Here is an 11,684-nt window from a genome sequence, read left to right as displayed (position 1 = left end):
GAGCGAGCCTGCTCGCGATGGCGTCATATCATTCGCTATTGCAGTGACTGACCTGGCGCCATCGCGAGCAGGCTCGCTCCTACAGTTACAGGGTTACTTCAGGTACGTCGCGCCATCAGCAACACCGAAGCCGCCGCCGACAACAACCCCGCACAGCAGCGATTGAACATCCGCTTGCCCGACGGCTTGGCGAACCAGCGACGCATGTGCAGGCCCATGTAGGCGTAGGCGCCGATGGCAATCCATTCCAGCATCAGAAACAACGCGCCCAACACGAAAAATTGCGGCGCGATGGCCTGGGTCGAATCGACGAACTGCGGCAGAAACGCCGTGAAAATCAGGATCGCCTTGGGATTGCCGGCCGCCACCAGGAATTCCTGCCGGGCCAATGCCAGCGTACCCACGGGGGCGCTGGTCACCACGCTTTCAACGCCGGGATCGGCGCGCCACAATTGCCAGGCAAGGTAGAACAGGTACGCCGCGCCGAGAATCTTGATCGCGTAGAACAACAGCTCGGAGGTTTGCAGCACGACCGCCAGGCCGGCCGAGGCGAGAGCGATCATCCCGGCAAATGCCAGCAACCGCCCGATGCCGGCCACACACGCCGTGCGGTAGCCGTAGCGGGTCGAATTGCTGACCGACAGCAAGTTGTTCGGGCCTGGCGCCATGTTGAGGGCGAAGCAGGCGGGCAGAAACAGGGTGAGGGTGGCGATGTCCATCGGTGGCTCCTGAAGCAATCGCCGTATTTTTATCACAGCCCGGCGCTGGCTTGACCGATACAGTCATGGGCGCAAACCACCGTACAACGCCTATTTGGCGAATTTCTTCGCGCCGACGACACACAGGATCACCGCCACGGTGACGCCCAGCATGCCGATGCTGACCTGTTCGTGCAGTAAAGTGGCGGCCAGTGTCAGGCCAAAGAACGGCTGCAACAGTTGCAGTTGCCCGACGGCCGCGATTCCGCCTTGAGCGAGCCCGCGATACCAGAACACGAATCCGATCAACATACTGAACAGCGACACGTAACCCAGGCTGAACCAGGCCGGCGTGCTGATGCCGCTGAACGACGCGGGCATGCGCATCCAGGTCAGCACCGCCACCAACGGCAACGACAACACCAGTGCCCAGCAAATCACCTGCCAGCCACCGAAGGTGCGGGACAGCTTTGCACCTTCGGCATAACCCAGACCGCACGCCAGGATCGCCAACAACATCAAGAGGTCGCCCTCGGGTGAGGCGGTCAGCCCTTGGGACAGGGCAAATCCCACCACCAGCAAACTGCCCAGTACCGAGAAAATCCAGAACGCCGGCCGTGGCCGCTCGCCACCGCGTAACACGCCGAACACCGCCGTCGCCAGCGGCAGCAGGCCGACAAAGACGATGGAGTGTGCGGATGTCACGTATTGCAGCGCCAGTGCGGTCAGCAGGGGAAAGCCGATCACCACGCCCAAGGCGACAATGGTCAGGGGCACGAGCTGATCGCGAGCTGGACGTTTCTCCTTGAACAGCCACAACAAACACAGCGCCAGGATGGCGGCGATAGTGGCGCGGGCAACGGTCAGGAACACCGGGTCGAATTCGAGCACCGCCACCCGGGTCGCCGGCAACGAACCGCTGAAGATCACCACACCGATCAGGCCATTGATCCAGCCGCGGGTGGCGTTGTCCGATCGGTGTTTTTGCAGTTCCGAAGTCCGTTCCATTTCGTGCTCGCTCAGTGTTTTGATTGCATGTAATCCATCGTATGATCGACTCCCGATACAATCAAAAAATTGTCATGGATACATCTCCCCATGCCGCGATCACGCTATAAAACCCTGGTGGATGCCTTTGCCGCCGACATCCGTTCGGGGCGTCTGGCACCCGGCACACGCCTGCCAACTCACCGTCAACTGGCCACAGAGCACGGCCTGGCGCTGGTGACTGCCAGCCGGGTGTATGCAGAACTTGAAGGCATGGGGCTGGTCAGCGGCGAAACCGGGCGCGGAACCTTCGTCCGGGAGACATCGCTGCCGCCTGGTCAGGGCATTTCGCAGTCAGTGGTGGCGGCGGGGATGATTGACCTCAACTTCAATTACCCATCATTACCGGGCCAGGCTGATTTGTTGCGAAATGCCCTGCGTCAGTTGGCGTTGTCCGGTGACCTTGAATCCCTTTTGCGCTACCAGCCCCATGCGGGTCGCCTGCACGAGCGAGCCTCGGTTGCGCGACATCTGGTGGAGCGAGGGGTGAACGTGCCGGCCGAGCAGGTGCTGATCGTCAGCGGCGCGCAGCACGGCCTGGCGGTGACGATGATGGCGTTGCTTAAGCCCGGCGACGTGATTGCCGCCGATGCGTTGACCTATCCCGGTTTCAAGACTCTGGCCGAAACCCTGCACCTCGAAGTCTTGCCCATTCCAGTCACCGACAATGGGCCGGATTTATCGGCGCTGGCAAAACTCTGTCAGAGCCGATCGGTTCGGGCGGTCTACTCGATTCCCACCCTGCATAATCCGTTGGGCTGGGTGATGGGCGCCGATCAACGCGAGCATTTAGTGGCGATTGCGCGCCAGCATGACCTGTTGATTATCGAGGACGCCGCTTACGCGTTCCTCGCCGAAAACGCCCCACCTCCCTTGGCCGAGATGGCGCCCGAACGGACGGTGTACGTGTCCGGTCTATCGAAAAATGTCGCCACCGGATTGCGCGTCGGATTCGTGGCGGCGCCCGCCAAATGGATGCCGGCGTTCGAGCGCACGATCATGGCGACCACCTGGAACACCCCAGGTGTGATGACCGCCATCGTCACTGCCTGGCTCGACGACGGCACCGTCAGACAACTGGAGGCGCAAAAACGCGCCGATGCGCAGGCCCGGCAAGCCTTGGCCCGCGAAGTCCTGCAAGGGCTCAACTGCATCAGCCATCCCTCTTCGTATTTCATCTGGTTGCCGTTGTCCGAAGACGCTCGGGCCGATCAGGTGGCCATGGCATTGATGCGTGAGCAGGTGTCGGTTTCGCCAGCCGAACCCTTTGCGATCACGACCCACGTGCCCCACGCGATACGTCTGGCGCTGGGTTCGGTGGACATGAACTCGCTGCGCGAGGCGTTGGTGAAGGTGAAGCGGATCGTCAGCCTGTACGCGTAGATTTTTCGGATTAATCCGCCGCAGGGCATTTTTCTTCAATACGGGGTTGCGGCAGGTCTTTACCTTCACGCCTGGTTCAACTCAATGGAAGAAGGTGTGTGATGAGTCTGATGATATCGATGGCGGCGTTTGCGTTGGTCGCTTCAATCACGCCGGGGCCGGTGAACATTGTGGCGTTGAGCTCCGGGGCACGGTTTGGCTTCAGGGCGAGCCAGCGGCATGTGGCCGGAGCGACGCTGGGGTTTGTCTTGTTGTTGGTGTTGATGGGCCTGGGGCTGCACGAGCTGTTGCAGTTATGGCCGGCGCTGACACAAGTGGTGCAGTGGGCGGGCGTGGCATTTTTGCTGTACATGGCCTGCAAACTCGCCGCCGACAATGGGCAGGTGGAGGCCAGGGAGTCGGCGCGAGCCCCGTCGATGTTGTACGGCGCCGTCATGCAATGGCTCAACCCGAAAGCCTGGCTGGCCTGTGTGGCCGGCATGGGCGCGTTTGTTGCCGACGGTGAAGCGCGGCTGGTGTGGCAGTTCGCGGCGGTGTACCTGGTGATCTGTTATTTGTCGGTCGGTTGCTGGGTGTATGCCGGGACGTTTCTGCGCGGGTATTTGAACAATCCGGCGGGGATGCGCTTGTTCAACCGGGTGATGGCGGGGTTGTTGGTGGGGAGTGCGGTGTATCTGGTGTTGCCCTGAACAGGGGGCTCACCCCCGATACTGCCCCGGCGTAGCCGCCAAATGCTGTTTAAACGCCCGCTGAAAATGCGCCTGATCGGCAAACCCCGCTTCCAGGGCCACGTCGGCGATCAGTTTGCCGCTGCGCAGTTGGTCCTGGGCGAACTGGATGCGGCGGTTGACCAGGAAAGCGTGAGGCGTCATGCCGAAGTGTTGTTTGAACGCCCGGATCAGGTAGGACGGTGACAGTTGTGCCGCTGTGCAAATGTCTTCGAGCTTGAGCATGTGCGTGCAATTGTCGCGGATGTACTCGGCGGCGCGTTCCAGCTTGAAATTGGGTTCGCGCAGCGGTTGGGCCACCGGATTTAGCTGCAATTGCACCTCGCTGAAGAACTCCACCGCCAGGCTCTGTTTGCGCAAGACGTCCTGCTGCGGATCGACCAGCACCTCATACAAATCGTTGAGGCCGGCAAACAGACGGGCATCGCGCGTATGAGTGACCGAAAACCGACGAAACGCCAAGTCGTCACTGAACCCGAGTTGATGCTGCAAGTCGGTCAGCCACGGCGTATCGACGTACAGCATCACGTAGGACCACGGCTGGTCATCGATGGGATTGCAGGCGTGGACATCATCCGGGTTCATCAGCACGACGGTGCCGATGCTGACCGCAAATTCCGACTGCTCATGGATGTAGGTGCTGCTGCCTGCGGTGATCGCACCGATGGAAAAGTGCTCGTGGGAGTGCCGTGTGTAGCAGACCTCGCGCCCGTCGGCGATCGATCGGGCTTCGATGAAAGGCAAGGCATCATCGCGCCAGAAGCGTGGGGCCTTGTCAGCGTCTTTGGCGACGGTGTGTTTCATGCTCGGTTCTCGGCAGGTCAGGGGCCTGAGTGTATTAGCTCTCGCCGTCAAAGGCTCGTTGCAACGCCGCGATGTCGAGTTTTTTCATTTCCATCATCGCGGCCATGGCGCGCTGGGATTTTTTTGTGTCGGGGTCTTTGATCATGTCCATCATCGCGATGGGCACGATCTGCCACGACAGCCCGAATTTGTCTTTGAGCCAGCCGCATTGCTGCGCCTCAGGTACGCCCCCGGCCGACAGATTGCCCCAGTAATGGTCGACTTCTTCCTGCGTCTGGCAATTGACCTGGAATGAAATGGCTTCGCTGAACTTGAACAGCGGTCCACCATTGAGCCCGGTAAAGCTTTGACCGTCGAGTTCGAAGCTGACCGTCATGACCGAGCCTTCGGGGCGGCCGTGGAACTCGAACCCGGCGTGGCCGTAGTAGGTAAGGCCAGTGATTTTCGAGTGATCGAAGATCGAACAATAGAATTTCGCGGCGTCTTCGGCCTGATCGTCGAACCACAGGCAGGGTGTGAGTTTTTGTAGGCGTTGCATGGCAGGCACTCCTCGGCAGGTTATGCAGGCTGGATTTAAAGCGTAGCCAGCCTGAGCCCGTTCGGCAGTACCGTAGATCGACCCGTGGTCAGAATTGCCATTGGGTGGCCAGTTGCAGCGAGCGAGGTTCTCCGTAGAAGCCGGTGCCAAAGTTGCCCAGCCCGGTGTAGTAGGTTTTGTCGAACAGATTCTTCACGTTCAATGTGGTGCTCAGGTGCTCGTTGAACCGATAGCGCGCCATCACGTCCACCAGCGCGTAGCTGTGCTGGGTGATGGTCGAGTCCTGGCCGACGTTGACGCTGTCGGCGGGGTTGGGCTGGAACACGTTGCCGAAGAACTCGCTCTGCCAGTTCACGCCGCCACCGAGCGTCAGCGCGCTCCACCGGCCCGGCAGGCGATAGGTGCTGAACAGCCGCACCATTTGCTCCGGCGTAGTGGTTTGCAGGATCGAACCGTAAATGAAATCGCCCTGGGCATCGCGGGTATGGTTGTAGGTGTAGCCGGCCGAGAGGTTCCAGCCTTCGCTCACTTCCCCCGCCAGTTCGACTTCAAAGCCCTTGGTCGTCGCGCCCTGCACGGCACGGTAAACCGACTCGGCGTCGACGCCGCTGACGTACTCGGCGATGTTGTCCTGTTCGATGCGATAGACCGCAAACCTGGCATTCAGGCGACCGCCGAAGTACTCGGCCTTGATTCCGCCCTCGTAACTCTTGCCCTGCACCGGGTCGAGCAGTTGCCGATGGGCGTCCTTGCTCATTTGCGGCTGATAGATGCTGGTGTAGCTGGTGTACAGCGAGTAAGTCTCGTCGAGGTCGTAGACCAGCCCGGCGTAGGGCGTGACCACGCCAGTCTGACGATAGCTGTCACGGATGTCGGCGGTGTCCGGGTCGCTATAGTCCAGATCATCGTGGCCTTTGAAATCACTGACCCGCGTGCCGAGGATCAGCGCCAGGTCATCGCTGGGCTTGAGCCGGGCGGCCAGGTAGACGCCCGTCTGGCGCTGCTCGATGTCATTGTCGCCCACCCGTGGAATGTCCGGTTTCGGGAACTCGCCGTGCCAGTCGAAAATACTGCCGCCCACGGGTGGATAAACCGAGCCGTAGACCGGGATGTCCTGGCGAGTGTTCATCGACATGAAGCCTGCGATCAGTTGATGTTCGCGGCCCAACAGAGTGAAAGGGCCGTTCAGGTTGATGTCGATATTGTCCTGGACCTGATCGCCTTCGAACTTGCCCATGTACATGTACATGAACATGCCGTCGCCGGTGACCGGGTCCGGATTGCCGCCGCTGGCGGAGGCGAGGAAGGTGTCGTGCTGGCGATGCTTGCGGTCGTAACTGACTTTGAGGGCCCAGTCGTGGGACAGTTGCTGATCGACCGAAGTGAAGAGTGTCTGGTTGTTGAAGTCACGACGGCTCCAGTCCGTTGCCGGGTTGAACGAGCGCGAGAAATCAGTACGCGAACCATCGCTGTTGTACATCGGGAAACCGGTCCAGCTGGCGCCCCGGGAGCGGGTGTGCTGTTGGTCGATGCCCAATGTCAGCAACGTATCCGGTGTCAGGTCGGCTTCGACAATGCCGTAGGCGATGTCCTTGGTGTTCTGGTAGTGGTCGGCGTAGGCGCTGCGGTCCTGGTACACCCCGACAAATCGTCCGCGCAGGTTCCCGCTTTCGCTCAGCGGACCGGTGATATCTGCCTCGCTGCGGTAACTGTCCCAGGATCCGGCGGCAGCGCTGAGCGAGGCTTTGAACGCCTGGGTCGGCCGCTTCCTGATCAGGTTGACCGTCGCCGATGGATCCCCCGAGCCGGTCATCAGGCCGGTCGCGCCCTTGATGATTTCGACACGGTCGAAGATCGCCATGTCGGTGCTGGTGGTGCCGTAATCGTAGACACCGTCGTAGTCGGTGTTGACGCCGTCGTACTGGAAATTGGTGATTGGCAGGCCGCGGCTGGAGAACTCCCAGCGCTCGCTGTCGTAGTTTTGTACGCTGATGCCGGGCACGCGGCGCAGTGCGTCGGCGATGCTGGTGGAGCCCTGGTCGTCCAGAAGTTGACGGGTGATGACCGTGACCGATTGCGGCGTTTCGCGCAGGGACAGGGGCAATCCGGTAGCCGAAGTGGTCGAACCGATGGTGTAGGAATGAGTGTCTTCGCTGGCCGGGCCGCAGGCTTGTCCGGATATGTTCGTGGCGCCAAGTTCCAGCGTGCCTGTTGCGGCAGGCGCGACACGCAACACGTAGCCGCCCGGGCCTTGGGCCTGCGCTTGCAAGCCACTGCCTTGCAGCACTTGATACAGCGCTTGCTGCTCGCTGTAGTCACCGTTCAGACCGGGGCTGCGTTTGCCGGCGGCAAGATCGTTATGGCCGGCAAGAAACACGCCCGCCTGCTCGGCAAAACGGTTGAGTGCGCTGACCAGCGAGCCGGCAGGGATCGCGAAATGGCGTTGATGCCCGCCCGCCAGTTCACTGTTCGAAAGGGTGTCGGCCCGCAGTGTCGTTGCTTCAAGCCCTGACAAGCCGAACGCCAGGGCCAGCACCGACAGGTGCAAAGGGCAGGGGCGGCGAGTAAGGGTGAAGCGCGACATGGAGTTCCCGGCAATCTGACGGCTTTAAGGGTTAACCGAGTGAAAATCCCAAAAGGGCACCGGCACGACGAAAAAAATCTGCTTCAAACCTTTGGGGCAACGTTGACCCACCAGTCCAACGGCTTTTCCACCCGTATCGGCAACGCCGCTTCCAGCAGTCGCAAGGCCTGGTCGGTGTCCTTGAGCGGGAACGAACCCATGACCGGCAACCCGGCAACGGCCGGGTCGCAGCCAAGATGTCCGGCGCGGTAGCGGCTCAGTTCTTCGAGCAACTGGCCCAGTGGCAGGTTGTCCGCCAGCAATAGTCCCCGACGCCAGGCTTCACGGTTTGGCGTGGCAGCGGTCGGGGCAGGGAGGTGGTGTTCGCTGAAGGACAGTTGTCGTCCGGCCTCGACGTTCTGCACCCACCCTTGGTGGGTACGGACTTCGACGGCGCCTTCGTAGACGTTCAGCAGCGTTTGCCGGTCGTCCTGACGGACGCTGAAACGCGTGCCCAGCGCACGCATTCGACCCTCGTTGGTTTGCACCAGCAGCGGGCGCAAGTTGTCCTTGGCGGTGTCGATCAACACTTCCCCGGCCTGTAACAGCAGCAAGCGTTGCGTGGCATCGAAACGTACATTCAGCGCGCTCAAAGCGTTCAGCCAGACCTGGCTGCCGTCACTGAGCTGTGTTTCGCGGGTTTCGCCAGTGCCGGTGGAGAGGTCGGCGTTCCAGCGCGCGAGCGTGAGCGGCAAGGCGTTTTCCCTCCAGGCGCTCCACCCCAAAAAACCGCCCGAGGCCAGGATCAGCAGGCTCTTCACGGTCTGGCGACGGCTGATTGGCGTGCGTGCGGCGTTGCGCAACACTTGACCGGCCGCTTGCTGATGATCGTCCTGCAACGCGGCAAAGCGCTGGCCAACCCGCTCGACATACTGCCAGGCCGCCTGATGCTCACCGCTTTGCGCCAGCCAGGCCTGCCAGAGCTGACGGTCCTGCTCGTCGACCTGTTCATCATTGAGCTGCACGTACCAGTGCGCCGCGCGCTCAAGGCTGGCATGGCTGATGGCGCTGGTGGCGGTCCGGCTCATTGAATCAGCAGACCGTCGAGTTCGGCCTCAAGGATCGCGCAGTGCGTCAAGGCCTGGGCCAGGTACTTTTTCACCATGCGCTCGCACACGCCGATTTCCTCGGCGATGACGCGGTAAGGCAGCCCGTGCAGTTGCGCCAGAATGAACGCCTCGCGCACACGCTGGGGCAGGCGTTGCAGCATGGCGTCCACTTCATACAGGGTTTCGACGATGATCGCCCGCTGCTCCGGCGATGCCTGCACCGCCTGGGGTTGCGCGGCCAACGTATCGAGCCAAACCTGCTCCAGTTGTCGACGTCGCCAGTGATCGATGCACAAGCCACGGGCGATGGTCGCCAGGTAAGAGCGCTCGTGGGTTTCGCCGTCGAATACCTGCGGGCGCTTGAGCACGCGGATGAAGGTGTCGTGGGCCAGGTCGGCGGCATCGAACGCGTTGTTCAGGCGTCGGCGCAGCAGCTCGTGCAACCAGCGATGATGGCTGGTGTAGAGGTCCTGGACGCTGGAAATGTCGGCAGCCGTCATCGTGAGTGCATGTCCGTGGGCGATCCGCGCCCTTGTGCAAATAAGAATGGATCGCGATTAAAGCAAAAGGCCATGCACTGTGCAAATGATATTGGTTTGCTTTTAGGTGGATTTAGGTCTGATGCAGTCTAAATGACTACGTATGAAGTCATAAAGACTAATTTTGATGGTGGTCATAATGACCTCTTGTGTCTGCAAGGCCCAATCTGCAAGGGCTGCTCACATGGCACGGATCGTGAAGCAGCAAGCGTACAACTGAACGACTTCAGGAGTACCGGAAAATGTCCCATTTCTTCAGCAACCCTCAGAATGTATTGCAGCTGTCCAGCCGAGTGCTCGGTGTAGGCATGGCCATGTTACTGGTTGGCATCTACGGGGCTTATCTGTACGCCGGCGCGCTATCGATCCCGGCCCTGGTGTCGATGCATGCAATGACCATCCTCGGTCCGACCTTGCTGAAAATCGGTTATGTGATGCGGTTGCTGTCGCAGTATCGACTTGACGCACGGGCAATCGGAGCGGCCGCTTGATGCGCCGGTTGGCCACCGCCCCTGTGTTCAGTCTGGGCTTTCGTCCATTCTTTCTGGCGGGTGCGGGGTTCGCGGCAATTGCCGTGGCGCTCTGGGCCGCCTGGCTGTACGGCCATTTAACCGGTCTGCAGCCGGTGGGCGGCATGCTTGCCTGGCATCGGCATGAAATGCCTTTCGGTTTTGCTGGCGCGATCATTGCCGGATTTCTGTTGACCGCAGTCCCGAACTGGACCGGACGGCCAGGGCTCAATGGCTGGCCAATGATCGGGCTGGTGCTGATATGGCTGCTGGCGCGGGTGGCGTGGTTTGTGCCGCTGCCTTGGGCGCTATTGTTCGTGCTGGAAATTCCATTTCTGCCCCTGCTCGCCTGGGTGCTTGGGCGAGATCTGGTGGCTGCCCGCAAGCGCGAGAATTATCCGATCCTGCTGATGATCACGTTGCTGGCTGGCTGTCAGGCATTGACGCTGACGGGGATCGCCCTGGAGGACGCCAATCTGCAACGACACGGAGTGTTGGCGGCATTGTGGTTGATCGGCGCGCTGATGAGTGTGATTGGCGGTCGTGTGATTCCATTTTTCATCCAGCGTGGCTTGAATCGTCCTGCCGCGCCTGCGGTGAATCCGTTACCCGGCAAATTGCTTATGGTCGGCGTCATGCTCGCGGCGGTTTCGTTTGCCGGTGGTTTGAATGACGTCCCCCGGCTTTGGCTGGCCGGGTTGTTTGGGCTGATCAGCGTGCTGCACTTGCTGCGGCTGTGGCGCTGGCATGATCGGGGATTGTGGCGGGTGCCGTTGTTGTGGTCGTTGTATCTGGCCTATGCCTGGATTGTGGCCGCAACGCTGGCCATGGCGCTGTGGCATGCCGGTGTACTTGATCAGCAAACCCTGGCCACTCATGCGCTGGCGGTGGGCGGTATTGGCGGATTGATCCTGGCGATGATTGCGCGGGTCAGTCTTGGTCATACGGGGCGAGAGTTGAAACCGTCCAGGCTGATCGTGGCGGGTTTTGTCTTGTTGCTGGCGGCCGGGGTGTGCCGGGTTGTGCTGGTGGCATACTCCAGCGATGGACTGGCACTGTCGGCACTGCTCTGGTGTACGGCGTTTGGCCTGTTCGTGTGGCGTTATGCCGCAATCCTGTGGCGCCCGAGGCTCTAAATCAGGCGTCCATAGCCGCCCATTGAGGCGGCTTTTTTGTGACCGGTGGTCGATGCATCAGGTCACCGGGAAAAATTGCGCTTAGCTAAAGGGATAACCCGAGGCGCGCGTAGGTGTTGCAAGGCCACAGCGACGCCCCTTCAGATCACCTTGAGTCTGAGGAAGTGCGCCATGCTGACCTTGAACATCAATGGCCAGGATCAGGAGCTGGATGTCCCCGCCGACATGCCGCTGCTGTGGGTCCTGCGCGACGTCGCTCATCTCACCGGCACCAAATTCGGTTGTGGCATGGCCCAGTGCGGAGCCTGCACTGTGCATGTCGATGGTGCGCCGCTGCGTTCCTGTATCACCCCTGCCACGGCCGTGGCCCATGGCCAGAAAATCCTCACCATCGAAGGACTCTCTGCTGATGGTTCGCACCCGGTGCAACGAGCCTGGGCAGAGCTGGACGTGGTTCAGTGTGGCTACTGCCAGTCCGGGCAGATCATGTCGGCGGCAGCCTTGCTGGCGAAAATCCCCAAGCCGAACGACAACGATATCGATCAGGCGCTCTCCGGCAACATCTGCCGCTGCGGCACTTATCCAAGGATACGTGCGGCGGTCAAGCGTGCGTCCGAGCTGGGTTGAGGG

Annotated in this window: 12 protein-coding genes; 5 read left to right on the top strand and 7 right to left on the bottom strand. The window is 60.9% G+C overall.

The annotated features are described in order from the left end of the window. Positions 1-98 precede the first annotated feature (98 nt). Positions 99-719, bottom strand: a complete 621-nt coding sequence (locus tag QMK58_RS17470; protein WP_053158710.1) for a LysE family translocator — start codon at positions 717-719, stop codon at positions 99-101. Between the two features lie 90 nt (positions 720-809). Continuing rightward, positions 810-1,706 carry a DMT family transporter gene (locus QMK58_RS17465; protein ID WP_320395129.1) on the bottom strand — a complete coding sequence of 299 codons (897 nt, stop codon included), beginning with the start codon at positions 1,704-1,706 and terminating at the stop codon, positions 810-812. Positions 1,707-1,796: 90 nt separating this feature from the next. Between QMK58_RS17465 and QMK58_RS17460 the strand changes: the two genes are divergently transcribed. Together QMK58_RS17460 and QMK58_RS17455 are read left to right on the top strand one after the other, a co-directional pair. After that, positions 1,797-3,128 (top strand): PLP-dependent aminotransferase family protein, encoded by a 1,332-nt coding sequence (locus QMK58_RS17460; RefSeq protein ID WP_320395128.1) that lies wholly within the window; start codon positions 1,797-1,799, stop codon positions 3,126-3,128. A 101-nt stretch (positions 3,129-3,229) separates the two neighbouring features. Then, positions 3,230-3,817: a LysE family translocator gene (locus QMK58_RS17455; protein WP_053158719.1), complete on the top strand. Its 588-nt coding sequence runs from the start codon at positions 3,230-3,232 to the stop codon at positions 3,815-3,817. A gap of 9 nt (positions 3,818-3,826) precedes the next feature. Here QMK58_RS17455 and QMK58_RS17450 read toward each other — a convergent pair whose 3' ends face one another. The 5 genes from QMK58_RS17450 to QMK58_RS17430 all read right to left on the bottom strand — a co-directional run bounded on the left by QMK58_RS17450 (position 3,827) and on the right by QMK58_RS17430 (position 9,370). Continuing rightward, positions 3,827-4,660: an AraC family transcriptional regulator gene (locus QMK58_RS17450; RefSeq protein WP_053158722.1), complete on the bottom strand. Its 834-nt coding sequence runs from the start codon at positions 4,658-4,660 to the stop codon at positions 3,827-3,829. Positions 4,661-4,694: 34 nt separating this feature from the next. Beyond that, the gene (locus tag QMK58_RS17445; RefSeq protein ID WP_053158724.1) at positions 4,695-5,198 is read right to left on the bottom strand and encodes a VOC family protein; all 504 of its coding nucleotides are present in this window, start codon (positions 5,196-5,198) and stop codon (positions 4,695-4,697) included. An 88-nt stretch (positions 5,199-5,286) separates the two neighbouring features. Continuing rightward, complete coding sequence (locus QMK58_RS17440) at positions 5,287-7,782, bottom strand: TonB-dependent siderophore receptor (protein WP_320395127.1); 2,496 nt, start codon at positions 7,780-7,782, stop codon at positions 5,287-5,289. An 83-nt stretch (positions 7,783-7,865) separates the two neighbouring features. Continuing rightward, positions 7,866-8,849: a FecR domain-containing protein gene (locus tag QMK58_RS17435; protein WP_320395126.1), complete on the bottom strand. Its 984-nt coding sequence runs from the start codon at positions 8,847-8,849 to the stop codon at positions 7,866-7,868. Next, positions 8,846-9,370: a sigma-70 family RNA polymerase sigma factor gene (locus tag QMK58_RS17430; protein WP_320395125.1), complete on the bottom strand. Its 525-nt coding sequence runs from the start codon at positions 9,368-9,370 to the stop codon at positions 8,846-8,848. The genes QMK58_RS17435 and QMK58_RS17430 overlap by 4 nt, the downstream gene beginning before the upstream one ends. A 281-nt stretch (positions 9,371-9,651) precedes the next feature. On the opposite strand from QMK58_RS17430, the gene QMK58_RS17425 reads away from it, so the two are divergent. From QMK58_RS17425 to QMK58_RS17415, 3 genes are all read left to right on the top strand, one after another. Next, positions 9,652-9,900, top strand: coding sequence for a hypothetical protein (locus QMK58_RS17425; protein WP_053158735.1), 249 nt, complete (start codon positions 9,652-9,654; stop codon positions 9,898-9,900). Next, entirely contained in the window at positions 9,900-11,054 is a 1,155-nt protein-coding gene (locus QMK58_RS17420) for an NnrS family protein (RefSeq protein WP_320395124.1), read from the top strand. The genes QMK58_RS17425 and QMK58_RS17420 overlap by 1 nt, the downstream gene beginning before the upstream one ends. Positions 11,055-11,225: 171 nt before the next feature. Continuing rightward, on the top strand, positions 11,226-11,681 hold the full coding sequence (locus tag QMK58_RS17415; RefSeq protein WP_053158741.1) for a (2Fe-2S)-binding protein: 456 nt from the start codon (positions 11,226-11,228) through the stop codon (positions 11,679-11,681). Positions 11,682-11,684: the final 3 nt, after the last annotated feature.

Origin of the sequence: Pseudomonas sp. P8_241, from assembly GCF_034008315.1 — a bacterium.
Lineage (GTDB): Bacteria > Pseudomonadota > Gammaproteobacteria > Pseudomonadales > Pseudomonadaceae > Aquipseudomonas.
Note: the sequence above shows the minus strand (reverse complement) of the source record. Positions and strands in the feature narration are given on the sequence as shown.

Excerpts from the sequence above, each read along its gene's own strand:
- QMK58_RS17470 (WP_053158710.1), bottom strand. The coding sequence starts at position 719 with ATGGACATCGCCACCCTCACCCTGTTTCTGCCCGCCTGCTTCGCCCTC.
- QMK58_RS17465 (WP_320395129.1), bottom strand. The coding sequence starts at position 1,706 with ATGGAACGGACTTCGGAACTGCAAAAACACCGATCGGACAACGCCACC.
- QMK58_RS17460 (WP_320395128.1), top strand. The coding sequence starts at position 1,797 with ATGCCGCGATCACGCTATAAAACCCTGGTGGATGCCTTTGCCGCCGAC.
- QMK58_RS17455 (WP_053158719.1), top strand. The coding sequence starts at position 3,230 with ATGAGTCTGATGATATCGATGGCGGCGTTTGCGTTGGTCGCTTCAATC.
- QMK58_RS17450 (WP_053158722.1), bottom strand. The coding sequence starts at position 4,660 with ATGAAACACACCGTCGCCAAAGACGCTGACAAGGCCCCACGCTTCTGG.
- QMK58_RS17445 (WP_053158724.1), bottom strand. The coding sequence starts at position 5,198 with ATGCAACGCCTACAAAAACTCACACCCTGCCTGTGGTTCGACGATCAG.
- QMK58_RS17440 (WP_320395127.1), bottom strand. The coding sequence starts at position 7,782 with ATGTCGCGCTTCACCCTTACTCGCCGCCCCTGCCCTTTGCACCTGTCG.
- QMK58_RS17435 (WP_320395126.1), bottom strand. The coding sequence starts at position 8,849 with ATGAGCCGGACCGCCACCAGCGCCATCAGCCATGCCAGCCTTGAGCGC.
- QMK58_RS17430 (WP_320395125.1), bottom strand. The coding sequence starts at position 9,370 with ATGACGGCTGCCGACATTTCCAGCGTCCAGGACCTCTACACCAGCCAT.
- QMK58_RS17425 (WP_053158735.1), top strand. The coding sequence starts at position 9,652 with ATGTCCCATTTCTTCAGCAACCCTCAGAATGTATTGCAGCTGTCCAGC.
- QMK58_RS17420 (WP_320395124.1), top strand. The coding sequence starts at position 9,900 with ATGCGCCGGTTGGCCACCGCCCCTGTGTTCAGTCTGGGCTTTCGTCCA.
- QMK58_RS17415 (WP_053158741.1), top strand. The coding sequence starts at position 11,226 with ATGCTGACCTTGAACATCAATGGCCAGGATCAGGAGCTGGATGTCCCC.